Raw genomic sequence first — 25,731 nt, forward strand, 5'->3', positions numbered from 1 at the left:
TTTGACCCTCAGAACGACAATCCGGTCGCCTTCGCAAGGTCGTCCAGCAACTGATCCTCGGTCGAGACCTTGATCGCCTTCATGCCCAGGGCCGCCGCCGGCTTGCAGTTGATGCCGAGGTCGTCGAGATAGACGCAGGCCTCCGGCGCGACGTCCAGCCGCTCGCACATCATCTGGTAGATGCGCGGGTCGGGCTTGCGGACACCGGCCTTGGAGCTTTCGATCACCGCGTCGAACAGGCTCATGATCTCGCCGACCGCCAGGGCCTTGTCGGCGCTCTGGGCCATGCCGGGGCCGTGGCCGGTCGGGACGTTGTTGGTGATGCAGCCGACCTTGAACCGCGCCTTGCAGGCCTTCAGCGCCTGCAGCACCCGGGGCCGCAGGTCGCCATAGAGCAGCGGCAGCACCTCGGACCCGCGCACGGCGTGACCCAGGCGCGTGGCCTCCTCCAGGAACAGGGTGTCGAAGGCCGCCGCGTCGATCTCGGCCCGCTCGAATTTCGCCCAGGCGTTCACGTCGCCATCGGTGGCGTTGACCGTGCGGATGAAGTCCTTGGGCAGGCCGCGTTCGGTCTCATAGCGACGGAAGGCCTCGAACGGCGAGGTCGTGAACACCCCGCCGAAATCCCAGATCACCGCCTCGATCGCCATGGCCGCCCTCAAACAGATGTTTGATCCACGCTACTCGTCCCGGCCGACGAGGGAAAGCCCGTCACGGCTACGCTCGCGCGATGGGTGAAAGCGCGGTTGCGATCCCTCCGGAAATGTTTTGTTAACCACTGTCCGGAGTCGCCCATGCCTATATTTCGCCGCCTGACCACGATCGCCCTCGCCACGGCCGCCGCCTTGACGGCCGCGCCGGCGCTGGCCGGCTCGCACCATGGCGGCGTCGGCGGACCTCCGGGCCCGGAAATCCTGCCGCCCAACGCCGCGCCCGGCCAGTGCTTCACGCGCCGGGTCACGGGGCCAGGCGGCGCCTACCGCTGGGACCGCACCGAGTGCGACAGCGCCTATAGCGGCTACGGCCACGGCTATGGCCAGTCGGGCTATGGCGGTCGCCTGGATGTCCAGACCGGCTACGACTATGGCTACCAAGGCGGGAGCGGTTACGCGCCCGACTGCGGCTGCAGCGGCTATGGCGGGGGCTATACCGGCGGCGGCTACCAAGGCGGCTACGCCTATGGCGGCGGTTACGCCGGCGATCGCTACGGCGAGCGCCGCTACGACAGCCGCTCTTCCCAATCTCAGTACGAGTACGAGCGCAGTTCGTATGACAGCGGTTACGCCTATGGCCGTGGGGGCCAGGGCGTGAACTATCCGCCGTCGTATGGCTACGACCCTCGTTTTTACGGCTATGGCGCCGCCGGGCGCGACGAGGCCGGTTACCTGATCTGGCCCGGAAAGGCGCCCTAAACCCAAACCGGGTGGCGCCGCCCTTGCGCCGAGAGCGTCGAAACGCACCAAAATGGGACGGGGGAACTTTCAATCATGCGCACGCCAAGCCGGCCGTTTTTCAAGGCCTATGAACTGGTCGCCATCGCGGTCTTCATCGTCGCGGGGGTGGTCGTCTGTCGGATCGGTCTGATCTACTGACGCACTGATCGCGAAGTCGGCGGGGGCCGCTTCGCTTCAAATTGGAACAGGATCGCCGGGCTCACGCGTTGTGTGGGTTCAACCGGAGCCACGATCCTGTCCACCGCCGACGTCATGCCCGCGCCCAAGCCGCCCCGGAACCCGTTCCGAGGGCTGTCCAAAAGCGCGCGCATCGGCATCGGCGCGGCCCTGACCCTGGTCGCGGCGATCGTCATCTTCCTGTGGATCTTCGACTGGAACTGGCTGCGTGGTCCGATCGGCCGCTACGCCTCGGCCCAGCTGCAGCGCGAGGTGGTGATCGCCGGCGACCTGCGCGTCCACCCGTGGTCGTTCTCGCCCAAGGCCGAGGCCTACGGCCTGCGCATCGGCCAGCCGGCCTGGGCCAAGTCGGTCGATCCGCAGGCCGGCCAGATGGCCCAAGTCCAGCGCGTGGCGGTGCAGATCAAGATCCTGCCGCTGCTGCGCGGCCAGGTCATCCTGCCGTTCCTGGCGGTGGACAAGCCGCAGGTGCGCCTGCTGCGCGCCCAGGACGGCCGGGCCAACTGGACCTTCGGCCCGAAGAAGAGCGATAAGCCGCTGAAGCTGCCGGCCATCCAGCGCTTCGTCATCAATGACGGCCAGCTGCGCGTCGATGACCGCAGCCGTGGCGCGCTGTTCGTCGGCACGGTCAACGCCCAGGAACGCGCCGGCGAGAAGGGCGGCCGCTTCGTGCTGGAGGGCAAGGGCAGCCTGAACAAGGCCGGCTTCGTGGCGCAGGTCAGCGGCGGCCCGCTGCTGAACATCACGCCGGACAAGCCCTATCCGTTCGACGCCCAGATCCAGGCCGGCTCGACCCGCATCACTGCCGAGGGCGCGGTCAACAAGCCGTTCGACCTGGGCCGCTTCGAGACCCAGGTCAGCATCTCGGGCGCGGACCTGAACCGCCTGCACGACCTGATCGGCCTGACCCTGCCCAACACCCCGCCCTACAAGATCTCGGGCCACCTGGTCCGCAAGGGCGACCGCTACGACTTCGAGAAGCTGGCCGGCCGCGTCGGCGACAGCGACATCAGCGGCGACCTCTTCGTGCTGACCGGGCGCGAGCGGCCCTATCTGGAGGCCGACCTGCGCTCGCGCCGCCTGGACTTCGACGACCTGGGCAGCCTGTTCGGCGCGGCACCCGCCACCGGTCGCGGCGAGACCGCCTCGGCCGGCCAGAAGGTCGAGGCCGCCCAGCGCGACGCGACCCAGCGCCTGCTGCCCGACGCCACCCTGCAGGTCGACCGCATCCGCGCCATGGACGCCAAGGTCAGCTACCGCGCCGAGACCGTGAACGCCCCCAACCTGCCGCTGCGCAAGGTCAGCGCCGAGGTCGTGCTGGACAAGGGCGTGCTGACCGTCGATCCGCTGGCCCTGACCTTCTCGCGCGGCGATTTGAAGGGGAAGGTCCGCCTGGACGCCCGTCCCGAAGTGCCGAAGACCGACATCGACGTGCGCCTGCTGAACGCCCGCCTCGAGGACTTCATCCCGTTCAAGAGCGACGGCAAGCCGGCCATCGAGGGCGCGGTCCTGGCCCGGGCCAAGCTGACCGGCACCGGCAACAGCGTCCATCGCGCCGCCTCGACGGCTGATGGCTCGGTGACCCTGGTCGCCCCGCGCGGCCAGATCCGCCAGGCCTTCGCCGAACTGCTGGGCGTCAACGCCTCCAAGGGCCTGCTGCTGCTGCTGTCCAAGAGCGACAAGGAGACGCCGGTGCGCTGCGCCGTCGCCGACTTCGACGTCAAGAACGGCGTCATGACCACCAGCACCCTGGTCGCCGACACCGGCGTGGTGCTGGCCAAGGGGCGTGGCACCGTGAACCTGGCCACCGAGCGGATGGACTTCCGCATCGAGGGCGACAGCAAGAAGCCGCGCCTGGTGCGCCTGTTCATCCCGATCACCATCAAGGGCCCGATCATGGCCCCCAAGCCGGGCCTGGACGTCAGCAAGACCGTGGGCCAGGGCGGCATCGCCGCCGCGCTGGGTTCGCTGGTCAACCCGCTGGCCGCCCTGCTGCCCTTCGTCACCACCGGCGAGGCCAAGGACGCCGACTGCGCCGGCCTGGTCAGCGCGGCCCGCCAGCAGGGCGCGCCGGTCAAGGCCAGCCAGACCACCCCAGCCAAGGCGAAGAAATAGCCAGGTTACGATCCACGATTGCAAATGGCGAGACTTTCACCCTAACGTGAAGCTCTGTTGAGCGACCGGAGGGGGACCATGAAGAACCTCGTCATCTGCTGCGACGGCACCTGGCAGGAACTGAGCCAGAAATTCCCCACCAACGTCACCCGCCTGACGCGGGCGCTGGCCTCGACCGCCACGCAGGGCGCGACGAAGGTCCCGCAGATCACCTTCTATGACGACGGCGTCGGGGTCGGGACCGGGGTGCTGGACAAGGCCACGCGCATCCTGGGCGGGGCGCTCGGTCGGGGCCTGGACCGCAAGATCGCCGAGGCCTACGAGTTCCTGGTCCTCAACTACGAGCCCGGCGACCGCATCTACATCTTCGGCTTCAGCCGCGGCGCCTACACCGCCCGCAGCCTGGCTGGCCTGCTGCGCCAGGTCTGGATCCTGAAGCGGATCAACGCCTCCGAATGCGAGCGGGCCATCGAGCTGTACCGCTCGCACGACAAGGACGCCGTCGAGATCCGCCGCTTCCGCCAGAACTTCTGCCACGAGGCCGCCACGGCCCTGGAGGAGCGGACGTTCAACCCCGACAGCCCGGCCAAGACCGTCGCCGCCGCCAAGCGCGAGGAGACCGGTTGGATCCAGTTCCTGGGCGTCTGGGACACCGTCGGCTCGCTGGGCATCCCGCGCGGCCTGCCGTTCTCCGAACAGATCAACGGCAAGTACGAGTTCCACGACACCAGCCTGTCGCGCTTCGTCTTCAACGCCCGCCACGCGGTGTCGATCGACGAGAAGCGCGAGACCTTCACGCCGACCCTATGGACCAACCTGGACGGCCTCAACGCCAATGCCGACGCCAGCGGCCTGCCTTACGAGCAGCGTCCCTACCAGCAGCGCTGGTTCCCCGGCGGCCACGGCGCGGTCGGCGGCGGCGAGTCGGACGGCGGCATCTCGTTGCCGCCCTTGCTGTGGATGATCGAGAGCGCCCAGCGCGCGGGCCTGGCGTTCGATCCCGACCAGGTGGCGACGTTCGAGGGCGCGGCCGATCCGCTGGCGTCGCTGCGCTCGGGCGACCGCAATGTCGGCTCGATCATCCTCGAGGCCGTCGGCCAGAAGGACCGCGACGGCCCGACCACGCTGGACGAAGTCTCCGAGGCGGCCCGCACCCGCTGGAAGAAGGCCGATCCGGCCTATCGGCCCAAGACCCTGTCGCATGTGGCCGGGGCGCTCAACGCCCTGCCCTAAGCGTCTTGCCACAAAACAATCACAGCCCAAGGTGGAGCTTTTGATCGCCTGGCGTGTTTAGGCCAGGCCGAGCCGTGTAGCTCGCGCCAAAGCTTAAGGACGCATCATGGCTTTCATCCCCCTGCTCGCGCTCGTCGCCGGCCTCGCCGCCGAACCGCCGATCCAGATCACCGGCATCGAGCAGCGGAACACGATCGCCTGCGACGGCCGCTCGGTCATCGTCGCGGGCACAGACCACGAGCTGACCTTCACTGGCGCCTGCGCGGGGCTGAAGCTGACGGGCACGGGCAGCACGGTGACCATCGACCTGGCGCCGGGCGCGGTGGTGTCGGTGACCGGCACGGACCAGACGGTGCGCTGGCGTTCGGCCAAGCCGCCGAAGGTCAGCATCACGGGTGTCGACAACCATGTGAGCAAGGCGCCGTAAAAGCCTAAATCCGTTCTTCCCGGCGAAGGCCGGGACCCAGCTGGAGGAGCGCTGACTGGGTTCTAGGGGCTCAATGCTTCTCCATCCCACCCCAGCGCTTTGAGATCTGGGCCCCGGCTTTCGCCGGGGAGACGGCTGCTGGGCGTTCGCGCGGACTTGCCCACTGGCAACCCACCGCTATCTTCCCCGCACCAACCTCTCTTTGTGTGGTTCATGTCCGAGATTGTGCGCGAGGCGCGGGCCTAACAGGCTCCGAGCTTCGGTTCGAAAGTCGATAGGCCCGCTATCCGCCCGCGCTCCGCTGGCCGGATGCGCGATCGTATGCCTCGATCTCTCGGACAACCCCTTGAACATCTCCAAACCGCAGCAACGCACGCTGCACGCCCTGGCCCAAGGCGGCCGGATCGAACTCGAACGCGACGACCACGGCAAGATCGTCGCGGCCGACTGCATCACCCGCGACGGCTGGGCGCTGACCGACTGCTCGGTCGGCGTCTTCCAGTCGCTGAAGCGCAAGCGGCTGATCGCCAGCCAGGACGGCGGGCCCTACCGTATCACCCGGCTGGGGCTGGGCAGCCTGCGGGCGCAGCTCGACAACCGGGTGGGGGCGAGGGCGTGGTGAGGCCGCCCACCCCCACTTGTCATCCCGGAAGCGCGTAGCGCTGTCCGGGACCCAGGGGCCGGCGCACTGCGGTGACCCCTGGGTCCCGGCTCTCCGCTTCGCTGCGGCCGGGATGACAAGCTATTGGGACGGTTGGAATTCTACAGCAGCTTATAAAACAGCACCCGCGCGGCGCCGTAGTCGCGCGCGTCGATCTGCTCGAAGCCCTCAAGCACAGGGTCCACCTCCCCGCGTCCCCGCTCGAACATCACGATCGCGCCGGCGGCCAGCCACTCGTGGGCTCTCATCTCAGCGACGGCCTTCTCGCCCAGGCCCTTGTTGTAGGGCGGGTCGAGGAAGGCGATGTCGAACGGGGCGCCGGCGCTGGCGGGACGCGGCCCCAGGTCGGTGGCGTCGCGGCGGTGAACGCGGGTGACGCCGAACAGGTGCATGGCGTCGATGTTCTCGCGGATCGCGCCGCGCGCGGCGTCGTCGGTCTCGACGAACAGACAGAACCCGGCTCCGCGCGACAGGGCCTCCAGCCCCAGCGCGCCCGAGCCGGCGAACACGTCGATGACCCGCGCGCCGTGCAGCTCCGGCGCCCAGGCGGCGTGCTCCAGGATGTTGAACACGGCCTGACGGGCGCGGTCGGAGGTGGGGCGGGTCGTGCCGCCTGGCGGCGTGACGATGGCCTTGCCGCGATATTGGCCCGAGACGATGCGCATCAGGCGGCGGCTTCCGGAGCTGACTTAGCGGCCAGGCGACGGCCGATGAAGTTCAGGCCCAGGACCAGCGCCGCCAGCAGGGCCCAGCCCCACGGCTTGACCAGGCTGAAGATCGTCAGGCCGCACATCAGGCCCGGCAGCAGCGCCACGCGCAGCAGCACGAACAGGGCCTCGCCCGTGGGCATCGGCTCGGTCAGCTTGCCGACGAAGGCCGCATAGGCCCAGACCAGGCCCATGGCCAGGCCGATCAGCGCCACGTGGCCGACATAGATCAGCACGGCCTCGCCGTCGGGCTTTTCCCACAGCATTTCGGTGCTCAGCGGCAGCAGGGCGATCAGGCCCAGCACCACGAAATTGAAGACATCCAGGCCGCCATTGGCCCGGAGCAGTCGGGCGAACACCCGGCGGTGGCTGAACCAGGAGACCCCGATCGTCGCGAAGCTGACAGCATAGGCGGTCAGCTTGTGGCCCATCTGATGGAACAGGTCCGGCACGCCATGCCAGTGCTCGGGCGGGTGGATCTCGATGGCCAGCAGGGTGATGGCGATCGCGAAGACGGCGTCCGAAAACAGCACCAGCCGATGCAGATGCCCCGCGCCCGTGTCGCCCTTGCCCGAAACCCCGTCACTCATGCCCATTCCCCATACTTGGCCCTTACAACCCGTAACCGGATGTGTGCCGTCCTCCGCGCCCTGCGGCAAGCACGCGCTTTACAAGATCGCGGCCCTTCCCTCTTAGTCGCCCAGATAGCAAGGCGATCAAGCAGAGGCGATCGGGCGATGCGGATGGGCGAGCTGATGGAGGCGGTGAAGCGTTCGCGTTTCCTGGCCGACCTGTCGCCCTATGACCGCGACCCGTGGCGCACCGTGTTCGCCGTGCCGGTCGGCATGCTGGCCGGCGCCGTGGCGGGCCTGCTGGGCGCGATCACCGCCACCCTGATCGGCCTGCTGGTGGTCAGCGGCCTGGACGGCGCGCCGGCGGCCGGCGATCTCTTCAGCATCTTTTCCGATCCGAACCTGACCGAGCCGACGGCGCGGCAGTCGCTGTTCTTCCTGGCCGTGCTGGCGGGGGTGAACCTGGGCGCGGCGGTCGGTTTCGTGTTCGCGGCGGGCGCGATCCACCACCGCCGCATCACCGACTACGTCAATCGCGGCCAGCCGGTGCGCTGGCGGCTGCTGGTCGGCGGCCTCGTCTTGGTCGGCGTGGTGATGGGCGCCATCGCCGGAATCGCCGGCGCCCTGGGCCAGCCGCTGGACGCGCCGCTGTGGAAGGTCTCGCCGAACCTCGTGGGCCGCACCCTCTATGCGGCCCTGGCCATCGCCCTGCTGGTCCTGGCCTCGGCCGCCGAGGAGCTGGTGTTCCGAGGCTGGCTGCTGAAGCAGAGCGCGGCCTATATCCGCGACCCCATCGTGCTGATGGCCCTGAACGGCCTGCTGTTCGCCGCCATCCACTTCGACCCCAACATCGACGCCTTCCTGGTCCGCGCGGCCATGGGGGCGGGCCTGACCTGGATGGCGCTGCGCCTGGGCGGCATCGAACTGGGCATCGGCGCCCACGCGGCCAACAACGCCGTGATCCTGCTGCTGATCCGGCCGATGACCACCCGCCCCGACGCCCCGCACGAGTTCAAGGCCGGCCTGATCGCCAGCGCTCTCGTGGTGCTGGCCGGCTTCATCGGCGTCGCCGAGCTGTCGGTCCGCTGGCCGGCCCTGCGCAGGTGGACGCGGACGTCCTCGACGCCGGCGGCGGCTTAGCCGCCAGAGCGCCCCCTCCGTCACGCTGCGTATCCGCAGCGCGCCACCTCCCCCGTTTCACGGGTGAGGAGAAGATAGCTACTCTCCTGCCCCGCTTGCGGGGGAGGTGGATCGGCGCGGATACGCGACGAGACGGAGGGGGCGCTGCTGCGGTGGGTTCGATTTACCGCTTCGGACCACCGCGCGGGGGCGCGGAGCCCCGCGACGGCTTGGCCGCGCCCCGACGCGGGGCCGCGCCCGGACGCGGGGCCGCGCGACCCGGCTTTTCCGACACGCGACGCGCCGCGCCGTCAGCCGGTTTCGCGCCAGGACGCGCCGCCGCCGGCTTGCCGCGCATGGCGGGCTTGCCGATGTCGATGAACTTGCTCTCGATCGACTTGGGCGCGCGCTTGGCCTTCGGCGCCGCGATGCCCTTGCTGGCGCCCTTGGCCGGGGCGTGGGGCGAGACCTTCTTCTTCGGCTTGGCCCAGCCGGCCTTGTAGACCGGCTTCTCGGACTTCTCCGGCGCGTCGAGCACCACCGCGCGGTCGGCGCGCGGCGCGCCCCGGCGCTGCAGGTCGCCGCCGCCCGGCGTGCCGGGGGCCTTCACGGCCGCGGCGATGCCGCCAAACTTCGGACGATCGCCGGTCGGCATGTTCTCTTCGGAGACGATGCCTTCCATCAGCTCGCGGATCACCCGGGGGCCGACCTCCTCGATCTGGCCGGCTTCCAGCGGGCCCAGCGCGAACGGGCCGTAGGACATGCGGATCAGGCGGTTGACCTTCAGGCCCAGGGCTTCCAGCACCTTGCGGACTTCGCGGTTCTTGCCTTCCGACAGGCTGACCGTCAGCCAGATGTTCTTGCCGCCGCCGGCCTTGTCGTGGGCCTTGTCGATCTTGGCCTCGATGGCGCCGTAGGTGACGCCCTCGACAGTGATGCCGTCCTTCAGCTTGTCGAGCTTGGCCTGGGTGGTGTCGCCGAAGGCGCGGGCGCGATAGCGACGGACCCAGGCGTTGCTGGGCGTCTCGAGCGCGCGCGACAGCTCGCCGTCATTGGTCAGCAGCAGCAGGCCTTCGGAGTTCAAGTCGAGACGACCGACCGAGATCAGGCGCGGCAGCTCCTTGGGCAGCGAACCGAACACCGTCGGCCGGCCCTTGGGGTCGTTGTGGGTGGTCATCAGCCCGGTGGGCTTGTGGTAGCGGAAGATCCGCGTCGGCTCGCGCTCGGCCACCAGTTGGCCGTCGACGGTCAGGAAGTCGCCGGGCTGGACCTTCACCGCCGGGGTGGTCAGCACCTTGCCGTTGATCGCCACGCGACCGGCTTCGATCAGCCGCTCGACCTCGCGCCGCGAGGCCACGCCGGCCCGCGCCAGGGCCTTGGCGACCCGTTCGCCGGGACCGCCGTCCAGCTCTCCGTCTTGACCGTCGAGGTGAGGCTCGTACAGGGGATCGTGTGGCTTGGTCATTTTCGGCGTCCTTCTCGGGCTGGGCGCATCTCTCGATGGGCTTTTTCAGCTAATGCACACCGATCAGGACCAGGATCAAGACCACCGCATGATGCGCCTGGCGCTGGACGCCGCCCGCGCGGCGGCCGAAGCCGGTGAAACCCCGGTCGGCGCGGTGATCCTGGATCCCAAGACCGGCGAGGTGATCGCCACGGCCGGCAACGGCCCGATCGCCGCCCACGACCCCACGGCCCATGCCGAGATCGCGGCGATGCGGGCAGCCGCCGCCAAGCTGGAGAACTACCGCCTGACCGACCTCACCCTGGTCGTGACGCTGGAGCCCTGCGCCATGTGCGCCGGGGCGATCAGCCATGCGCGGATCGGACGGGTGGTGTTCGGGGCCGAGGACCCCAAGGGCGGCGCGGTCGTGCACGGCCCGAAGTTCTTCGCCCAGCCCACCTGTCACTGGCGGCCGGAGGTGACCGGCGGTGTCTTGGCCGAGGAGAGCGCCGATCTGCTGCGGAGCTTCTTTAGAGCTCGAAGGAAATCCAAGACCTAACCCCCCATCCGCTCATCCCCGCGAAAGCGGGGACCCAAGCGGCGTGAAGGGTCTGACCCACGGCCTCACCACAACCCGATCATCAGCTTGGGTCCCCGCTTTCGCGGGGATGAGCGGGATTGGTTAGCTGAGCAGGGTCGAGCCGATCAGAACCTTGGCGCCCGGCTTGCCGACCACCTGGTCGCAGGCCTTCTGCAGCTCACGCACCACATAGTCCATGTCCGGAGCCACGCCGCCACGCAGGCCGGCGGCATAGACCATCAGCACCTGGGCGAAGGCGGCGCGCAGGCGCGGGGTCGAGGCCTGGGCGCGGGTCATCAGCACGGGGTCCTTGGCCTCGATGCCGGTCTCGACCGTCATCACGCCCCGGCGGCCGTCGCGGCGCAGGACCACCGCATTGATCGGGTCCAGCGCGAAATAGGTCGGCGGGGCCTTCTTCTCCTCGCCGCCGCCATGGCCGGCGAAGGCGACGCTGGGCGCGGCCAGGGAGCCGCCAGCGAGGGCGGCGATCAGGGCGATCGGGAGGAGGCGTGTACGGCGCATGCCGCCTTGTATCGCGTCGTGGTTGACGTCCTCTTTACGTCTGCGGGCGTACGCAAAGGCGTTAACCACGAGTCGTCGCGACGCCCCCAAAGCGATCGGGAAGCGCGCGCACGTCGCAGGAGGCAGACCTTGGGCCGTTTTTCCCCCAAATCCCTCGATCTGGACGGCAAGGTGATCCTGGTCACCGGGGGCACCGGCTCCTTTGGCCGGCGCTTCATCGAGACCGTCCTTCGCCGCTATACGCCGCGGAAGGTGATCATCTATTCCCGCGACGAATTGAAGCAGAGCGACATGCAGCTCGAAATGCGCGAGCAGTTCGACGAGGCCACCTACGGCAAGCTGCGCTTCTTCCTGGGCGACGTCCGCGATCGCGAGCGCCTGACCCTGGCCCTGCGCGGCGTCGATATCGTCATCCACGCCGCGGCCCTGAAGCAGGTGCCGGCGGCCGAATACAATCCGTCCGAGTGCATCCACACCAACGTGCTGGGCGCCGAGAACGTGGTCTGGGCCAGCCTGAACAACGCCGTGAAGCAGGTCGTGGCCCTGTCGACCGACAAGGCCTGCAACCCGACCAACCTCTATGGCGCGACCAAGCTGGCCTCGGACAAGACCTTCGTGGCGGCCAACAACCTGTCGGGCGACATCGGCACGCGCTTCTGCGTCGTGCGCTACGGCAATGTGGTCGGCTCGCGCGGCAGCGTCGTGCCGCTGTATCGCCGTCTGCTGAGCCAGGGCGCGACCGAGCTGCCGGTCACCGATCCGCGCATGACCCGCTTCTGGATCACCCTGAACGAAGGCGTCGACTTCGTGCTGTCGTCCCTGACCATGATGCGCGGCGGCGAGATCTTCGTGCCGAAGATCCCCTCCATGGCCATGCCCGACCTGGTGAAGGCCATGTCGCCGGACGCCGGCATGAAGGTGGTCGGCATCCGCCCCGGCGAGAAGCTGCACGAGATCATGATCAGCGCCGATGACGCGCGCTCGACCGTCGAGTTCGAGGACCGCTTCGCCATCGAGCCCAACTTCGCCGAGTTCGGCCGCACGCCCTATTCCGCCGCCGACGGCGCCAAGCCGGTGGCCGAGGAGTTCTCGTACAGCAGCGACAACAACCACGACTGGCTGAGCCCCGAAGGCCTGCTGGCCATGCTGGAGGAAAAGGCGGCGCGATGAGCGGCTTCCTCCCCTACGGCCGCCAGACGATCGAGGACGATGACGTCGCGGCCGTCGCGGAGGCCCTGCGCGGCGACTTTCTCACCACCGGCCCGACGGTCGAGGCCTTCGAGACCGCCTTCGCGACGAAGGTCGGGGCGGAACACGCCATCGCCGTCTCGAACGGCACGGCGACTCTGCACCTCGCCATGCTGGCCCTGGGGATCGGTGAAGGCGATGTCTGCGTCGCGCCGTCGGTCACCTTCCTGGCCACCGCCAACTGCGCCCGCTATGTCGGGGCCGAGGTGGTGTTCGCCGATGTCGATCCCGACAGCGGCCTGATGACCCCCGACACGCTCGCCCGCGCCCTGAACGGCGCGCCGGGCAAGCGGATCAAGGCGGTGCTGCCCGTCCATTTGCGTGGCGACGTCTGCGACCTGCCCGCGCTGAAGGCCATGGCCAGCGCGTCCGGCGCGGTGCTGGTCGAGGACGCGCCCCATGCGCTGGGCTCGGTCGGGACCTTTGGCGGCGTCGAACACCCCGTCGGCGACGGCGCCTATTCGGCCTTCGCCAGCTTCTCGTTCCATCCGGTCAAGACGCTCGCCACCGGCGAAGGCGGCATGCTGACCACCAACGACGCCGAACTGGCCGCCAAGGTCCGGCTGCTGCGCTCGCACGGCATGGTCCGGCCGGACGGCGGCGATCCGTGGTGGTACGAGATGCCGGAGCTGGGCTTCAACTACCGCATCCCCGACGTGCTCTGCGCCCTGGGCCTGTCGCAGCTGAAGAAGCTCGACCGCTTCGTCGCCCGCCGTCGCGAGCTGACGGCGCTCTACGCCAAGCTTCTCGCCGAACGGACGCCGCGCGTGCGGCTGGCCAGCAGCCCGGCCCATTCGAACCCGGCCCTGCATCTGCTGACCGTGCTGATCGACTTCGAGGCCGAGGGCCTGTCGCGCCGGACGGTGGTCGAGAGCTTGAAGGCCCAAGGGATCGGGACGCAGGTCCACTACATCCCGGTCCACCGGCAGCCCTACTACGTCAACCGCCAGGGCCTGGCCGACCTGCCCGGCGCGGACGCCTGGTACGCGCGGTGCCTGACCCTGCCGCTCTATCCGACCATGACCGACGGCGATGTCGAGCGGGTCGTGAACGCGCTGGCCGGCATCCTCGGCTAGGCCGGCGCGCTGACCTGCGTCACCGGCGTGATGTCGGTGAACTTGGCCACGTCCCCCAGCACCTCCGGCGCCCTCGGGCCGCCCAGCGACGCCTGCAACGCCGCCGCATCGCGGAAGGTGATGTTGACGATCACCACGAACGGCGCCGGCGAGCCGTCCGGACCGGGCAGCCCCTTCAGCACCTGCACGTCGGTCAGGCCCGTCGGCGTGAAGGCCTCGCGCACCAGCGGGATGTGGGTCGCGTCGTAATAGGCCTGATCGAACTTCGCGCCGGGCGTGGCGGGATAGAGGACAGTGAACACGACCATGGCGGTCTCCTCGGGATGAGGGCGGCAGCCTACGCGGCGCCGTCGGGGAAGAGGCAAGGCCATTAAATTAAGTTCAGGCGCCTCCGTTCGCCACCGCCCGGCCCTCTAAGCTTCAGTAGCTAATCGAGGGGCCCCATGTTTCGTACTGTTCGCGTTCTCGCCGTCGGCGCGCTGGCCATGATCGCCGGCGCCGCCCAGGCCCAGGACTACCGCCCGACCTTCCATCCCGACACGCTGAAGGGCCCGCCCGCCGGCAAGGCCAACGAGGTGCTGGTGCTGGGCTCCACCCACCTGTCGGGTCTGGCCAAGACCTTCGACATGGGACTGCTAGCCCCGCTGGTCGATCGCCTGGCCGCGTGGAAGCCGACCGGCATCGCCACCGAGGACCTGTCGGGCCTGCAATGCGACGCCCTGCGCCGCTATCCGGCCCGCTACGCCGCGACGGTGAAGAGCTATTGCTACGACCCCAGCAAGGCGGGAGCGGCCGTCGGCCTCGACGTGCCGGCCGCCAATGCCGAGGCCGAGCGCCTGCTGGCCGCCTGGCCGGCGCAGCCGACGGCCGCCCAGCGTCGACGCCTGGCGGCGGTGTTCATCGCGGCCGGCGAGCGCAACTCGGCCCTGGTGCAATGGCTGCGGTTGCCGGAGGCCGAACGCCACGCCGGCGACAGCCTCAATGACGAACAGGCCGCCTTCCTGGAAAGCTTCAAGACCCGCCGCAACGAGACCACCCTGATCTCCGCCGTGCTCGCCGCGCGCCTCGGCCACGAGCGCCTGTGGAGCGTCGACGACCACACGGCCGACACCCCCGACAGCCCCGATCCGGTCGTGCAGAAGGCCTTCGAAGCCGCCGTCATGAAGGCCTGGGACAACCCCGTCAGCCACGCCCGCCGCGCCCAGGACGAGAAGCTGCAGGCCGATCTCGCCAAGCCGGACGGCGTGCTGAACCTCTACCGCGCCTACAACAGCGCCGACGCCCAGATGCAGGCCTTCAAGGGCGACTTCGGCGCCAACTTCGTCGAGCCCTCGCCCGAGGGTTTCGGCCGCCAATATCTGGGCTACTGGGAGACCCGTAACCTGCGCATGGTCGGCAATATCCGCGACGTGCTGGGCCAGCATCCCGGCATGCGGCTGCTGGCCATCGTCGGCGCCTCGCACAAGGGCTACTACGAGGCCTATCTGAACCAGATGCACGACGTGCGGCTGGTCAGCGCGGACGTGGTGCTGAAGTAGAAGGCCACATCAAAACACCTCATACTTGTATAAATCCGTGATTTCACCCAAAGTGGCATGAACCAGACATGCCGGGGGCGGGAGTCATGGGTCAGCTGCAGACGATCGACGTTTCCGCGCTGGACGGCGCCGAACTCGGGATGGTGGAAGCGGGCGAAAGCTGGTGCTTCCAGGCCAAGGGCCGCTGGTGGGACGCGTTCGTCCCCTGCGGCCCGGACGGCTACCGCTTCTTCCTGGCGGATGTCCTGGACTTCTATCCAGTCCACAAGGACCGGCCGCTGTTCGAGTTGACCGCCCAGGTCGCCGGGCATGACGAGCTCTATGCTGTCGGACGCTCGGCGATCGTCACCTTCAGGCAGTCGGGCGTGGTCAGGCTGTTCGCCAACGACGTTCCCGGGTTCGAGAAGAACAACAGCGGCAAGGTCAGCGTCACCTACGGGACCTGCGACTGCCCGGCGCCGCCAGTTGACGACGGCCGACATGACGGCTTGCCGGGCCTGTGGACCCAGCTGCGCGACACGCTGGACAAGACTCGCGGCGTCGCTTCGGCCGCCATCCTGTCGCTGGGCGTCTGCGCCGTCCTGGCCTGGGTGCAGCAAGGTCGCGACCTGGTGCGCACGGTCGCCGAGGACCGCTTCTCGACCCAGCAGGTGCTGTTCGCCCTGACCTTGCTGTTCCTGGCGATCCAGACCTGGATCTGGCCGCGGATGATCATCGCGTCGAACTACGGACGCGACCGGGAGACCTGGAAGCCGCGCCGCTTCCTGGAATGGACGCCCCGGGTTCTGGGGGCCCTGCCCTTCGTGCTCATCACCATCGCCGTCTGGCAGAACCCGGCTCGCAACACCGGGCTGGTCGCCGCCCTGGTGGCGATCGGGGTGGCCTTCTTCCTCGCCATCATCAAGCAGTACGACATGCGCCGGGCCTTGCGCGCACGCCGGGGCGGCGGCGATCCGCTGAAGGTGGGTCGCGCCTGGGTGATCTCCAGCGCCGCGCTTGGCGTGGGCGGCATGATCTGGGCGATCTTCTGGCCGGTCGGCTTCGGCTGGACCCTTGGCGCGCCGGCCGTGGTCTTCCTGGGCGTGGGCTGCATCATCCCGGCCATCGCCGTGCTGGTCCAGACCGGCCAGGCGGCCCGCATCCCGGCCCTGCCGGCCCTGCTGGTCATCGCCACGATCTTCAGCCTCTGGGTGGACAACCATCCGGTCGGCTGGCGCGCGCCCGGGACGCCCATCCTCGCCGCGCCCGAGCAGATGACCTTGGACCAGGCCTACGACCTCTGGGCCAAGCAGACGCCGGTGACGACGGCCGACGGATCGCGCGTCATGGTGCTGGTCGCCTCGGAAGGCGGCGCCTCGCGGGCCGGCTACTGGACGGCCGAGGTGCTGGGCGCGCTGCACGAGAGCACGGGCGGCGCGATCGACCGGAACCTCTTCGCCATCAGCTCGGTCTCGGGCGGCAGCGTCGGCGCCATGGGCTATGCCGCCACCCTGCAGGATCGGTCGGGCCTGACGCCGAGAGAATTCCGCGACGCGGTGACTCGCTTCGCCGGCCATGACTTCCTGAGCCCGACCATCGGCGGGATGCTGTTTCCCGACCTTCTCCAGCGGTTCCTCCCGGTCGCCGTCATGCCCGACCGCGCCCAGGGCCTGGAACAGGCCTTCGCCGAGGGCTGGCGCGAGACCTGCGCGGCGGGACCGGGCCACTGCGCCACGCCGGACCTTCTGTCCGGCGGCTTCGCGCGCCTGACGCCGGACGAGAAGGCCTGGCGGCCGATCGTGATCGTAAACGGCGCCAGCGAGGAGCTGGGCCGGCGCATCCTGACCAGCCGCGTGCGGTTCTCACCGCCCCAGATCGACGCCGACGACTTCTATGACGTGGTCAAGCGCGACGTCCCGGCCTCGACCGCCATCCACAACGGCGCCCGCTTCCCGTGGATCAGCCCGGCCGGGACCCTGACCCAGCCGGGCGGCAAGGCCTTGGGCCACATCGTCGATGGCGGCTATTTCGACGGGGCGGGCGTCGAGGTGCTGCGCGAACTGGACCCTACCCTGCGCGCGATCGCCGAGCGCCGGGGGCACAAGCTTCGGATCGTCTTCATCTATATCGGCTATCGCGAGCGGGTCACCGAGGCGCTCGAATCCGCCGAGACCAAGCCACCCGAGCGCACCACCGATCGCGTCCTGAACGAGGTTCTGGCTCCGCTCAGGGCCGTGTTCAGCAGCCGCTCGGCCCATGCCGGCCACCTGCTGCGCGAACTCAAGGTGCAGGTCTCGGGCAACCGGGCCGACATCGACCCCACCACCTATTCCTCGACGCCCCAGGCGCACTACGAGCCGGTGCTGCTCTGCAAGAAGTCAGCGGATCGACGGAATCCGGCGATCGTGGCGTTCGAGCCGCCGATGGACTGGGCGCTGTCGGAATGCGCCAGGCTCTACATGCGCAAGGCCACGGGCGCGGGGCTGACGGAAAAGCAGCGGAGGGTCTGCAGCAAGGTCCTGGACCAGCCCCTGCCCTGCCAGCCGAACGTCACGGCCGCGCTGGCGCGGATCGTCCGCCAGGCCGAGGGCGGACCGCCCGAGCCGCCGCCCTTCAGACCCTAGGCCGCCTGCGCCACCAGGGTCTTGAGCAGGTCCATGGTCTGGGGCGAGCCGGCCAACTGTTCGCGCGAGCTCGGGTCACGGGCCAGCTTCAGAGCCTCGAAGCGGGCCTTGTCGGCGACCGGACCGGTGGGACCGGCCTCGCCCAGGGCCAGCTTGGCCAGCAGTTGCAGGCGATGCGGCAGCGGCGCGGGCGCGCGGACCAGCATGGTCAGCAGACGCGAGTCGGCCTCGATCAGCGCGCCGATATCGCCAAGCTTGGCGCACAGCGGCTCGAAATCTTCGCGCACGATGCCAGACCGCGTCAGCTGGCGCTGCAGGCCGGCCAGATTGCTGAGCTTGGCGACCGGCGAGTCGGGACCGGCGCGCAGCTCCTTCTCGAAGCGCATGGCGCTGATATTGGCGTTCAGCCAGCGGGAGACGTTGCGCTTGTTGACCGCGCCCATGACGTTCTCGGCCAGGCGGATCAGCATCTTGATCTCTTCAAGGGCCGAACGATCGCGCCCCAGCAGCGCCTCGATGAAATCGCCGTTCAGGAGGGTCTTGGAGCGGGCCGTGAAGGCGCCCTGGATGTCCTCGGCCTGGAGGATGCGGCCGGCGGCGGCCGTCAGGCTCATGGCCAGGGCGCGCAGATATTCGATCTCGGCCTCGGCGTCCGACGGCTTGAGGCGACGCACGCCGTTCAACTCGGTCAGCACGCGCTCGGCGATGGCCTTGCGCACCGAGGGGAAGTTGTCGCCCGACAGCCATTCGCTCAAGCGTCGGGCGGTGCCCGACAGATCCGGCATCACGGTGCGGACGCTGGCTTCGATCTTGATCAGGGCTTCGACCGCGACGCCGCCGGTCAGGCGGGTCATGGCCGCCAGGGTGACGCCCAGGTCCTCGTTGCTCGTGTCCAGCAGGTCGGCCATGCCGGCGCGCGAGCCGATGATCTCGGCCAGCGGCTGCTCGATGGCGGCCAGGGCGCCGACGCGGGCGCGCGGGTCTTCAGGCGCGGCGTCGGCCAGGTCCAGCAGGCGGGCGATCTTGGCCGACCACGAGACGGCCGGAGCGATCGAGGCGGCGACGCCGGCCCCCAGCAGGAAGGCGCGATCCGGGTCGGCGACCAGGCGCTGAGCGGCCTTGGCGAACCCTTCCTTGTCGAGATCCGGCAGGGCGCCCTTCTTGAAGGACTTGTTGAGGTTGGCGATCGTGCGCTCGACCAGCCCCTGGAAGTGGCGGATGACCTCGTGCACGGTCTGGCCGCGCGCCTCGGCTTCCGGAATGGCGATCTTCTGCAGGGCGTGCTGCAGGTCGGTGCCGGACGCTTCGAGCTTCTCGACGAGGTCCGGGCGGTGCAGCAGTTCGAACGGCGTGGCCTTGTGGCGGGCCAGGAAGCCTTCCAGCAGGCGGCCGATCCGGTCGCGGGCGTGGGAGGTGTAGAGGTCGGCCGGCTGCACGCACAGGGGGTCGCGGTCCTCCACCTCCTTCTTGGGCTTGCCGCCATCGACCATGCCCTTGGTGAAGATGGCGATCGACCGGTACTCGCCGGTCGACTCGTCGAGGGTTTCCTTGCTGACGCGCACGGCCACGGCGCGGTTCTGCGCGAGGACGTCCTCGGCGACCTGCAGCGCATGCGTGCGGTTTTCCGAGGCGATCTCGAGCGTCCACTGCGCGCCGACTTTCCGTCGGACAAAGAGTTCGTAGTGAACCTGGCCCATGCTTGCCCCGCTGAAGGTGACCTCACTATGGGTCCCGAGACCTTAAGGTGAGGTTGAGGGCCGGGTTTGACGCATTGGCGCCTTGGCGGCGCCGCAAAGCCCCAGGAAGAAGCAGGGAAAGCTTTACCGCGCCGCGCGTTGAAGCCAGGACGTTCGACCGATAGGATCGGCCGACGCAAGAAAAGGCTAAGGACAAGATCAACCAGATGGCCGCCATCACGCTCATTGACGACGACGAGAACATCGTCGCCTCCGTCTCGCTGGCCCTGGAAAGCCATGGCCACGCCGTGAAGGCCTATTACGACGGGGTCGCCGGCCTGGAAGGGGTCGAGGCCAGCCCGCCCGACTTGGTGATCCTCGACGTGAAGATGCCTCGCATGGACGGCATGGAGGTGCTGCGGCGCCTGCGCCAGACGTCCGAGATCCCGGTGATCATGCTGACGTCCAAGGACGACGAGATCGACGAGATCCTCGGCTTCAACCTCGGCGCCGACGACTACATGCACAAGCCGTTCAGCCAGCGCCTGCTGCTGGAACGCGTGAAGGCCGTGCTGCGCCGCGCCCGCCCGGACGACGAGGACCTGGCGCCGATGGCCGGCTCGGCCGCCGCGGCGGCGGGCTCCAAGGTCATGAAGCGCGGCAAGCTCACGCTGGACCCGGCCCGCCACGACAGCCTGTGGGACGGCCGCCCCGTGCGCCTGACCGTCACCGAGTTCCTGCTGCTGCAAGCGCTGGCCCAGCGCCCCGGCTTCGTGAAGAGCCGCGACAACCTGATGGACGCCGCCTACGACGATCAGGTCTATGTCGACGACCGCACGATCGACAGCCACATCAAGCGCATGCGCAAGAAGTTCCGTCAGGTCGATCCCGAGTTCGACTCCATCGAGACCCTGTACGGCGTTGGCTACCGTTACCGCGAAGCCTGAGCCGGCGCTTCCCGAAGGCTCCAAGGAGCCCCGGAAGCGCTTCGTCTGGCCGCGCGGGTCGCGGCTTGGCAGGCTGATCATCGTCCTGAACGTGCTGGCCCTGGCGATCGTCATCGTCGGGGCCCTGGTGCTGAACGAACTGCGCAGCGGCCTGGTCGCCGCGCGCATCGACAGCCTGACGACCCAGGGCGAGCTGATCGCCAACGTCATCGACCAGACCGCCACGGTCGGCGAGCCCGAGCCGGCGCTGGACCCCTATGTCGCCAGCCAGCTGCTGCAGGTGCTGTTCATCCCGCGCAACCAGCGCGCCCGCCTGTTCGACGCCCACGGCAAGGCCCTGGCCGACTCGTTCGTGGTGGCCGACCGCGTGGACTGGAAGGTGCTGCCGCCCGCTCGGAAACCCGGCGACAAGGACACCGCCCCGCACCTGACCCCCGCCGCCCAGGCCCGCGCCGAAAAGGCCCGCAAGGCCCTTTCCAGCGAGATCGAGCGCGCCATGAAGGGTCGCCCCGTGGCCGGCACCCGCATGTCCGAGGACGGCGAGCGGGTGGTGTCGGTCTCGATCCCCATCCAGCACGTCCGCGCGGTGCTGGGCGTGCTGACCCTGGAAGCCGGCGACGTCGACGAGATCATCTCGGCCGAGCGCAAGGCCCTGCTGCCCTTCATCATCGTGGCCATGACCGCGATCCTGGTCTCCAGCGTGCTGCTGCACCGCCTGATCGCCGTGCCCGTGCTGCGCCTGGCCCGCGCCGCCGACCACGTGCGTCTGCAAGGGGCGCGCGCCATCTCCCTGCCCGACATCTCCGAGCGCCGCGACGAGTTGGGCGACCTGTCGCGCTCGCTGGAGGACATGACCCATTCGATCTCCGAGCGCATGGACGCCATCGAGCGCTTCGCCGCCGACGTGGCCCACGAGATCAAGAACCCCCTGACCTCGATCCGCTCGGCCATCGAGACCCTGGACCTGGTCACAGACCCCGCGGCCCGCGCCCGGCTGCTGGCCATCCTGCAGAACGACGTCAACCGCCTGGACCGCCTGGTCACCGACATCTCCAACGCTTCGCGCCTGGACGCGGAGCTGTCGCGCGAACATCCCAAGGCGTTCGACCTGGTCAAGCTGCTGGGCGAGGTCTCCGGCCTCTACGAAGCCCAGCTCCGCCCCGGCCCGGCCCCGGGCAGCGTCCGCGTGAGCTTCGGGGTCGAGGGACCGCGGCCGATCCTGGTCCTGGCCCGCGAGACGCCGATCGGCCAGGTGTTCCGCAACCTGATCGACAACGCCCGCTCGTTCAGCCCTGACGACGGCGAGGTGCGGGTCTTCCTGATCCGCCCACGCGGCAAGGCCACCGTCATCGTCGATGACGACGGTCCGGGGATTCCCCCCGACAATCTCGAGACCATCTTCGAGCGCTTCTACACCTCGCGCCCCAAGGGCCGGGCGTTCGGCGGCAATTCGGGCCTGGGCCTGTCCATCGCCCGCCAGATCGTCGAGGCCCACGGCGGCGCCATCCACGCCGAGAATCGCAAGGACGAGGCCGGCGCGGTGGTCGGCGCCCGCTTCGTGGTCGAGCTGCCGGAAGTGCGCGAGTGATTCGGCCAGAGACCCGTCACGCCGGCCTGATCGCCCTGCGCCAAGGCGGCCCGTGGCGCGGCGTCCTGATCGAGGGCCCGTCGGGGATCGGCAAGAGCGATCTGGCCTTGCGCGCTCTGGACGCCGGCTTCCGGCTGGTCGCCGACGACCGCGTGGTGACCTTCGCGTCCGGCGGCCGCCTCTACGGCAAGCCCCCCGAAACCCTGGCGGGCTTGTTGGAAGTGCGCGGCCTGGGCGTGATCGACGCCGTCGCCCTGCCCTTCTGCCAGATCGCCTTGGTCATCCGCTGCGTCGCCGAGCCCGCCGCCGTCGAGCGCCTGCCCGATCCGCGCACCGAGACGATCACGGGTGTTTCCGTTCCCGTTTTCGACCTGTGGCCGCGAGAACCCTCCGCCCCCTTGAAAATCCGACGCATGATGCAGTCTCTTGGAGTCGCTCCCTAACGAGCGTATCAAGGCCGCCCGCGCGACCCTCTCCCGGCCGCGACGGAATGGGGATCCCTGTTGAGATACAAGGCATGATCGGGCTCGTGATCGTGACGCACGGGCGTCTGGCGGAAGAGTTCGTCTCCGCGATGGAGCATGTGGTCGGGCCGCAGGCCGCCGTGAAGGCGATCTGCATCGGTCCCGAGGACGACATGGAACGCCGCCGCTCCGACATTCTGAAGGCCTGCGCCGCCGTCGACGACGACGGCGACGGCGTCATCCTGCTGACCGACATGTTCGGCGGCACGCCCAGCAACCTGGCCATCTCGGTCATGGAGCAGACCAAGGCCGAGGTCATCGCCGGCCTGAATCTGCCCATGCTGATCAAGCTGGCCAGCGTGCGCCAGCGCGAGACCCTGCAGGCCTGCGTCGCCCACGCTCAAGAGGCTGGACGCAAGTACATCTCCGTGGCCTCCTACGTGCTCGCCGGGGAAAAGTAGGGCATGGCTTCAAGAACGGTCGAGATCGTCAACGAGCGCGGCTTGCACGCGCGGGCCTCGGCCAAGTTCGTGAAGTTGGCGTCGGGTTTCGACGCCGAGGTGACGGTCAGCCGCGAGGGCTCCTCCGTCGACGCCCGCTCGATCATGGGCCTGATGATGCTGGCCGCCGGCATCGGCTCGACCATCGACATCACCGCCGAGGGCCCGGAAGCCGGGTCGGCGGTGGAGGCGCTGTGCGAGCTGGTGGCGAATAGGTTCGACGAGGAGCGGTAGCGCCGAGAGGCGGCTACGGGTGGAAGCCTGCCACTAGTCTCACTAAGCTGAGCCCTGCTGAAGTGGCGGTTGGAGAGCTACCGTGTTCGAGGGTCGTGAGTGGTTTGCCGTGCCCGCAGCACCGCGAGAACTGCTGGATGAGCTAAGGCAGGTCGCGCCCATAGAGCTGCCAGCTTCTTACTATCAGCTCCTGGCCTTTAGTGATGGTGGTGAGGGTCCACTTCCAGTGAACCCGTTCAACTTGTGTCTTGATGCTTCTAACCAAGTCACTGAGGCTATCCGAACCAAGAACTACGCTCAATCGGACCTTGCCGGTTTCATTGTATTCGGCGGTAATGGTGGGGGTGAACTTTTAGCGTTTGATGTGCGAGACGCAGCCCCTTGGCCTATTGTCACCATTGATTTGGTGGTTGGCGCTGCATCCGCCGCGCAGGTCGCCCCCGATTTTGATGCGTTCGTGGAATTGATTGGTCGCGAATAGCCGTATGCACGAACGTCCGTGTTGGGTCGCCTTCCGACCTTGGTCGGTGCGATCCTTAAATCTCTTGGAGGCTGCAGCGTGCAGGGCTGAGCAGGTCAGTCCGCCGACACCGCCTCCGGCGGCCGCACGCGGCGACGCGGAGCGTCGTCCTTGAGTGACCTGATCAGCCCTGCGACCGTCTCGCCGTGAGATGTAAGGAGGGCGCTCTTCCGGGGTCGGAAGAGCTTTCCCACGAAGCGGAAGACCCCCGAGGCCGGATCGCGAACGGCGCAGTTCGCGTTGTAGGGGCATGGCCCCGCTTGGGGCGTCCCTCGGAGCCTCCTCATGAACCGCCTTGTCCTGCCGCTGACCCTGATCATCGCCCTGACCGGCCTCGCCGCCTGCGACAAGGAAGCCGGGCGCAAGCAGGAAACCGTGGGCAAGGTCGAGTCCGGCGTCGGCAAGATCGTCGGCGACAAAGACCTGAAGTCCGAAGGCAAGAAGGACAAGGTCGCCGGCAACTTGAAGCAGGGCGAGCTGAAGGACGCGGTCAAGGACGCGAAGAAGTAGGGAGAGCCTCCACCTGAATCCCTCTCTCTTTGAGAGAGGGAGGGGCCCGCGCCGTAGGCGTGGGAGGGTGAGAGGTTAGGCGAAGCCCGTGGACGATCTTGGCGCTGTTGCAGAGCTCAGTGCCGGCACGCCGTCGAACCTCGTAACCCCTCACCCCAACCCTCTCCCTATGGGAGAGGGAGCCTATTACGGGGATTGAGCGGCCTCCATCCTCGGCGTTCGCGAGATCGAAGCCCCCGAAATCAATCACTTGTCGATTTTACGCAGCCCTGAATGATCCGCGTTCAGCGCCGCCCCATACTCTTCCTCACCTGACAGCGCGAAAGGGACGTCCGGCCGGCGATCGTGACGGCTGTCAGGGGTGGTCGAGCGGGTAGCGTTCATCGGTGCGGAGGAAACTTCGCAACTGCATCCCTCTAGCGGCGGTCGGCCCTGGAACACAGAAACGACGTGGGATGTCGGGTCGATGGCGCGGCAGGCACGGGCTGAAATCGCCTGTGCGTTCCGGACGAGGCAGCCAGCCTCTCCGCCCGTCGGAGGCGATGTCGGAAGCGGGTTAAAACCCCGCGCTTCGAGGGCTTCCGGATAACGGCCGCGCGGAGCGCTCTGGCTTCGTCGAAACGGTATTCAACTTCCACATTCCGGGCGTGGCCCGGCGCTCCGCGGTCCCTTTCACGAACTTCAGCGGCCCGCCGCGTGAAGCGGCGGAGCCGTGTCGCCGCCCTACTCCGCCGCGACGATCTCGTGCTGGTGCTCGTGCGCCTTGGCCTCGACCTGCACCTTGCCGCCCATCGGGCGCAGGTCCAGGTCCTGGAACAGCTTGCTGTCTTCGTCCAGGCCCGGCAGCGGCGTCGTCAGCAGCTTGCCGCCGACGAAGATCGAGTTGGCGCCGGCCATGAAGCACAGGGCCTGCAGGTCGCGGCTCATGCCCTCGCGGCCGGCCGACAGGCGGACCATCGATTTCGGGCAGACGATGCGGGCGACGGCGATGGTGCGGACGAACTCGATGGAATCGATGGCCTTGCCCTCGGCCAGCACCTTGTCGCCCAGCGGCGTGCCGCTGACCGGCACCAGGCCGTTGATCGGCAGGCTGTCGGGGTGCGACGGCAGGGTGGCCAGCTGATGCAGCAGGCCGGCGCGGTCACGGCGGGTCTCGCCCATGCCGACGATGCCGCCGCAACAGGTGCTCATGCCCGCGTCGCGGACGTGGGCCAGGGTGTCGAGGCGCTCCTGGTAGGTGCGCGTGGTCACCACGTCCTTGTAGTAGTCCGGACCGGTGTCGAGGTTGTGGTTGTAGTAGTCCAGGCCGGCTTCCTTGAGGGCCTTGGCCTGGTCGGCGGTCAGCATGCCCAGGGTGGCGCAGGTCTCCAGGCCCATGGCCTTCACCTCGCCGATCATCGCGGCCAGCTTGGGCAGGTCGCGATCCTTCAGCTCGCGCCAGGCCGCGCCCATGCAGAAGCGCTGGGCCCCGCCGTCGCGGGCCGCGCGGGCCTTGGCCACCACGTCCTCGGTGGCCATCAGCTTCTCGGCCTTGAGGCCGGTCTTGAAGTGGGCCGACTGGCTGCAATAGCCGCAGTTCTCGGCGCAGCCGCCGGTCTTGACCGACAGCAGCTGCGACAGCTGCACTTCCGACGGGTCGAACCATTCGCGGTGCACGGTGGCGGCCTGGAAGACCAGCTCCATGAACGGCAGGTCGAACAGGGCCTCGACCTGAGCGAGGGTCCAGTCATGGCGGGGGGAAGCGTTGATCTGACTCATGGCGCGAACGTTTGGACCCGCGTCAAACACTTGGCAAGACGCAGGCGACGCGGCATCA

The 25,731-nt window shown here is 68.6% G+C and carries 27 protein-coding genes and 1 pseudogene; 19 read left to right on the forward strand and 9 right to left on the reverse strand.

Translation table 11 applies throughout. The features are described from left to right. Positions 1 to 8: 8 nt before the first annotated feature. Complete coding sequence (locus tag AC07YH_RS12060; RefSeq protein ID WP_494747227.1) at positions 9 to 650, reverse strand: HAD-IA family hydrolase; 642 nt, start codon at positions 648 to 650, stop codon at positions 9 to 11. A gap of 144 nt (positions 651 to 794) precedes the next feature. On the opposite strand from AC07YH_RS12060, the gene AC07YH_RS12065 reads away from it, so the two are divergent. The 6 genes from AC07YH_RS12065 (at position 795) to AC07YH_RS12090 (ending at position 6,028) form a co-directional block, all read left to right on the forward strand. After that, positions 795 to 1,412 (forward strand): hypothetical protein, encoded by a 618-nt coding sequence (locus AC07YH_RS12065; protein ID WP_494747228.1) that lies wholly within the window; start codon positions 795 to 797, stop codon positions 1,410 to 1,412. A 75-nt stretch (positions 1,413 to 1,487) separates the two neighbouring features. Next, positions 1,488 to 1,592: a hypothetical protein gene (locus AC07YH_RS12070; RefSeq protein ID WP_494747229.1), complete on the forward strand. Its 105-nt coding sequence runs from the start codon at positions 1,488 to 1,490 to the stop codon at positions 1,590 to 1,592. Between the two features lie 72 nt (positions 1,593 to 1,664). Then, positions 1,665 to 3,746 carry an AsmA family protein gene (locus AC07YH_RS12075; protein WP_494747230.1) on the forward strand — a complete coding sequence of 694 codons (2,082 nt, stop codon included), beginning with the start codon at positions 1,665 to 1,667 and terminating at the stop codon, positions 3,744 to 3,746. A 78-nt stretch (positions 3,747 to 3,824) separates the two neighbouring features. Then, entirely contained in the window at positions 3,825 to 4,979 is a 1,155-nt protein-coding gene (locus tag AC07YH_RS12080) for a T6SS phospholipase effector Tle1-like catalytic domain-containing protein (protein ID WP_494747231.1), read from the forward strand. 106 nt (positions 4,980 to 5,085) lie between these two features. After that, a complete protein-coding gene (locus tag AC07YH_RS12085; RefSeq protein WP_494747232.1) occupies positions 5,086 to 5,406 on the forward strand; it encodes a DUF3060 domain-containing protein in 321 nt (106 codons plus the stop codon). A gap of 346 nt (positions 5,407 to 5,752) precedes the next feature. Continuing rightward, complete coding sequence (locus AC07YH_RS12090) at positions 5,753 to 6,028, forward strand: YjhX family toxin (protein ID WP_494747233.1); 276 nt, start codon at positions 5,753 to 5,755, stop codon at positions 6,026 to 6,028. Between the two features lie 140 nt (positions 6,029 to 6,168). On the opposite strand, the gene rsmD is transcribed toward AC07YH_RS12090, so the two are convergent. Then, positions 6,169 to 6,732 (reverse strand): 16S rRNA (guanine(966)-N(2))-methyltransferase RsmD, encoded by a 564-nt coding sequence (rsmD, locus tag AC07YH_RS12095; protein ID WP_494747234.1) that lies wholly within the window; start codon positions 6,730 to 6,732, stop codon positions 6,169 to 6,171. Next, a complete protein-coding gene (locus tag AC07YH_RS12100; RefSeq protein ID WP_494747235.1) occupies positions 6,732 to 7,364 on the reverse strand; it encodes a TMEM175 family protein in 633 nt (210 codons plus the stop codon). Before AC07YH_RS12100 ends, rsmD begins: the two co-directional genes overlap by 1 nt. A gap of 153 nt (positions 7,365 to 7,517) precedes the next feature. On the opposite strand from AC07YH_RS12100, the gene AC07YH_RS12105 reads away from it, so the two are divergent. After that, entirely contained in the window at positions 7,518 to 8,486 is a 969-nt protein-coding gene (locus AC07YH_RS12105; protein WP_494747236.1) for a CPBP family intramembrane glutamic endopeptidase, read from the forward strand. Between the two features lie 20 nt (positions 8,487 to 8,506). Here the strand turns inward: AC07YH_RS12105 and AC07YH_RS12110 are convergent. Then, positions 8,507 to 8,638 (reverse strand): annotated as a pseudogene (locus AC07YH_RS12110) (hypothetical protein); the annotation flags it as partial. 11 nt (positions 8,639 to 8,649) lie between these two features. Beyond that, entirely contained in the window at positions 8,650 to 9,930 is a 1,281-nt protein-coding gene (locus tag AC07YH_RS12115) for a pseudouridine synthase (protein WP_494747237.1), read from the reverse strand. A gap of 52 nt (positions 9,931 to 9,982) precedes the next feature. On the opposite strand from AC07YH_RS12115, the gene tadA reads away from it, so the two are divergent. Continuing rightward, positions 9,983 to 10,468 (forward strand): tRNA adenosine(34) deaminase TadA, encoded by a 486-nt coding sequence (gene tadA / locus AC07YH_RS12120; protein WP_494747238.1) that lies wholly within the window; start codon positions 9,983 to 9,985, stop codon positions 10,466 to 10,468. 123 nt (positions 10,469 to 10,591) lie between these two features. Here the strand turns inward: tadA and AC07YH_RS12125 are convergent, their stop codons facing one another. Then, on the reverse strand, positions 10,592 to 11,011 hold the full coding sequence (locus AC07YH_RS12125; protein WP_494747239.1) for a hypothetical protein: 420 nt from the start codon (positions 11,009 to 11,011) through the stop codon (positions 10,592 to 10,594). Positions 11,012 to 11,140: 129 nt separating this feature from the next. Here AC07YH_RS12125 and pseB point away from each other — a divergent pair, with 129 nt between their 5' ends. Together pseB and pseC are read left to right on the forward strand one after the other, a co-directional pair. Next, entirely contained in the window at positions 11,141 to 12,181 is a 1,041-nt protein-coding gene (pseB, locus tag AC07YH_RS12130; protein ID WP_494623289.1) for a UDP-N-acetylglucosamine 4,6-dehydratase (inverting), read from the forward strand. Beyond that, complete coding sequence (pseC, locus tag AC07YH_RS12135) at positions 12,178 to 13,335, forward strand: UDP-4-amino-4,6-dideoxy-N-acetyl-beta-L-altrosamine transaminase (RefSeq protein ID WP_494747240.1); 1,158 nt, start codon at positions 12,178 to 12,180, stop codon at positions 13,333 to 13,335. Before pseB ends, pseC begins: the two co-directional genes overlap by 4 nt. Here the strand turns inward: pseC and AC07YH_RS12140 are convergent. Then, a complete protein-coding gene (locus AC07YH_RS12140) occupies positions 13,332 to 13,643 on the reverse strand; it encodes an EthD family reductase (protein ID WP_494747241.1) in 312 nt (103 codons plus the stop codon). The two genes, pseC and AC07YH_RS12140, sit on opposite strands and share 4 nt — an antisense overlap. 135 nt (positions 13,644 to 13,778) lie before the next feature. Between AC07YH_RS12140 and AC07YH_RS12145 the strand changes: the two genes are divergently transcribed. Together AC07YH_RS12145 and AC07YH_RS12150 are read left to right on the forward strand one after the other, a co-directional pair. Next, on the forward strand, positions 13,779 to 14,873 hold the full coding sequence (locus tag AC07YH_RS12145; RefSeq protein ID WP_494747242.1) for a DUF5694 domain-containing protein: 1,095 nt from the start codon (positions 13,779 to 13,781) through the stop codon (positions 14,871 to 14,873). 86 nt (positions 14,874 to 14,959) lie between these two features. Beyond that, positions 14,960 to 17,476 carry a hypothetical protein gene (locus AC07YH_RS12150; protein WP_494747243.1) on the forward strand — a complete coding sequence of 839 codons (2,517 nt, stop codon included), beginning with the start codon at positions 14,960 to 14,962 and terminating at the stop codon, positions 17,474 to 17,476. Here the strand turns inward: AC07YH_RS12150 and AC07YH_RS12155 are convergent. Then, positions 17,473 to 19,173 (reverse strand): hypothetical protein, encoded by a 1,701-nt coding sequence (locus tag AC07YH_RS12155; protein WP_494747244.1) that lies wholly within the window; start codon positions 19,171 to 19,173, stop codon positions 17,473 to 17,475. The two genes, AC07YH_RS12150 and AC07YH_RS12155, sit on opposite strands and share 4 nt — an antisense overlap. Positions 19,174 to 19,379: 206 nt before the next feature. On the opposite strand from AC07YH_RS12155, the gene chvI reads away from it, so the two are divergent. From chvI to AC07YH_RS12190, 7 genes are all read left to right on the forward strand, one after another. Then, complete coding sequence (chvI, locus tag AC07YH_RS12160; RefSeq protein WP_494747245.1) at positions 19,380 to 20,099, forward strand: two-component response regulator ChvI; 720 nt, start codon at positions 19,380 to 19,382, stop codon at positions 20,097 to 20,099. After that, positions 20,074 to 21,687 carry a two-component sensor histidine kinase ChvG gene (gene chvG, locus AC07YH_RS12165; RefSeq protein WP_494747246.1) on the forward strand — a complete coding sequence of 538 codons (1,614 nt, stop codon included), beginning with the start codon at positions 20,074 to 20,076 and terminating at the stop codon, positions 21,685 to 21,687. Before chvI ends, chvG begins: the two co-directional genes overlap by 26 nt. Continuing rightward, positions 21,687 to 22,130, forward strand: a complete 444-nt coding sequence (locus tag AC07YH_RS12170) for an HPr kinase/phosphorylase (RefSeq protein ID WP_494747275.1) — start codon at positions 21,687 to 21,689, stop codon at positions 22,128 to 22,130. The genes chvG and AC07YH_RS12170 overlap by 1 nt, the downstream gene beginning before the upstream one ends. A 74-nt stretch (positions 22,131 to 22,204) precedes the next feature. Further along, positions 22,205 to 22,612, forward strand: a complete 408-nt coding sequence (locus AC07YH_RS12175; protein ID WP_494747247.1) for a PTS sugar transporter subunit IIA — start codon at positions 22,205 to 22,207, stop codon at positions 22,610 to 22,612. 3 nt (positions 22,613 to 22,615) lie between these two features. After that, positions 22,616 to 22,885, forward strand: coding sequence for an HPr family phosphocarrier protein (locus AC07YH_RS12180; RefSeq protein WP_494623307.1), 270 nt, complete (start codon positions 22,616 to 22,618; stop codon positions 22,883 to 22,885). 82 nt (positions 22,886 to 22,967) lie between these two features. After that, positions 22,968 to 23,366, forward strand: coding sequence for an SMI1/KNR4 family protein (locus AC07YH_RS12185; protein ID WP_494747248.1), 399 nt, complete (start codon positions 22,968 to 22,970; stop codon positions 23,364 to 23,366). 324 nt (positions 23,367 to 23,690) lie between these two features. Then, a complete protein-coding gene (locus AC07YH_RS12190; RefSeq protein WP_494747249.1) occupies positions 23,691 to 23,915 on the forward strand; it encodes a CsbD family protein in 225 nt (74 codons plus the stop codon). Between the two features lie 723 nt (positions 23,916 to 24,638). On the opposite strand, the gene bioB is transcribed toward AC07YH_RS12190, so the two are convergent. After that, a complete protein-coding gene (gene bioB / locus AC07YH_RS12195; RefSeq protein ID WP_494747250.1) occupies positions 24,639 to 25,673 on the reverse strand; it encodes a biotin synthase BioB in 1,035 nt (344 codons plus the stop codon). Between the last annotated feature and the right edge of the window lie 58 nt (positions 25,674 to 25,731).

The organism is Caulobacter sp. GW456-12-1-14-TSB4 (assembly GCF_059424195.1).

Excerpts from the sequence above, each read along its gene's own strand:
- pseC (WP_494747240.1), top strand. The coding sequence starts at position 12,178 with ATGAGCGGCTTCCTCCCCTACGGCCGCCAGACGATCGAGGACGATGAC.
- rsmD (WP_494747234.1), bottom strand. The coding sequence starts at position 6,732 with ATGCGCATCGTCTCGGGCCAATATCGCGGCAAGGCCATCGTCACGCCG.
- AC07YH_RS12190 (WP_494747249.1), top strand. The coding sequence starts at position 23,691 with ATGAACCGCCTTGTCCTGCCGCTGACCCTGATCATCGCCCTGACCGGC.
- AC07YH_RS12100 (WP_494747235.1), bottom strand. The coding sequence starts at position 7,364 with ATGAGTGACGGGGTTTCGGGCAAGGGCGACACGGGCGCGGGGCATCTG.
- AC07YH_RS12080 (WP_494747231.1), top strand. The coding sequence starts at position 3,825 with ATGAAGAACCTCGTCATCTGCTGCGACGGCACCTGGCAGGAACTGAGC.
- AC07YH_RS12085 (WP_494747232.1), top strand. The coding sequence starts at position 5,086 with ATGGCTTTCATCCCCCTGCTCGCGCTCGTCGCCGGCCTCGCCGCCGAA.
- AC07YH_RS12155 (WP_494747244.1), bottom strand. The coding sequence starts at position 19,173 with ATGGGCCAGGTTCACTACGAACTCTTTGTCCGACGGAAAGTCGGCGCG.
- AC07YH_RS12140 (WP_494747241.1), bottom strand. The coding sequence starts at position 13,643 with ATGGTCGTGTTCACTGTCCTCTATCCCGCCACGCCCGGCGCGAAGTTC.
- AC07YH_RS12065 (WP_494747228.1), top strand. The coding sequence starts at position 795 with ATGCCTATATTTCGCCGCCTGACCACGATCGCCCTCGCCACGGCCGCC.
- AC07YH_RS12060 (WP_494747227.1), bottom strand. The coding sequence starts at position 650 with ATGGCGATCGAGGCGGTGATCTGGGATTTCGGCGGGGTGTTCACGACC.
- chvI (WP_494747245.1), top strand. The coding sequence starts at position 19,380 with ATGGCCGCCATCACGCTCATTGACGACGACGAGAACATCGTCGCCTCC.
- AC07YH_RS12175 (WP_494747247.1), top strand. The coding sequence starts at position 22,205 with ATGATCGGGCTCGTGATCGTGACGCACGGGCGTCTGGCGGAAGAGTTC.
- AC07YH_RS12125 (WP_494747239.1), bottom strand. The coding sequence starts at position 11,011 with ATGCGCCGTACACGCCTCCTCCCGATCGCCCTGATCGCCGCCCTCGCT.
- AC07YH_RS12180 (WP_494623307.1), top strand. The coding sequence starts at position 22,616 with ATGGCTTCAAGAACGGTCGAGATCGTCAACGAGCGCGGCTTGCACGCG.
- bioB (WP_494747250.1), bottom strand. The coding sequence starts at position 25,673 with ATGAGTCAGATCAACGCTTCCCCCCGCCATGACTGGACCCTCGCTCAG.
- AC07YH_RS12070 (WP_494747229.1), top strand. The coding sequence starts at position 1,488 with ATGCGCACGCCAAGCCGGCCGTTTTTCAAGGCCTATGAACTGGTCGCC.
- AC07YH_RS12115 (WP_494747237.1), bottom strand. The coding sequence starts at position 9,930 with ATGACCAAGCCACACGATCCCCTGTACGAGCCTCACCTCGACGGTCAA.
- AC07YH_RS12145 (WP_494747242.1), top strand. The coding sequence starts at position 13,779 with ATGTTTCGTACTGTTCGCGTTCTCGCCGTCGGCGCGCTGGCCATGATC.
- AC07YH_RS12150 (WP_494747243.1), top strand. The coding sequence starts at position 14,960 with ATGGGTCAGCTGCAGACGATCGACGTTTCCGCGCTGGACGGCGCCGAA.
- AC07YH_RS12105 (WP_494747236.1), top strand. The coding sequence starts at position 7,518 with ATGGGCGAGCTGATGGAGGCGGTGAAGCGTTCGCGTTTCCTGGCCGAC.
- tadA (WP_494747238.1), top strand. The coding sequence starts at position 9,983 with ATGCACACCGATCAGGACCAGGATCAAGACCACCGCATGATGCGCCTG.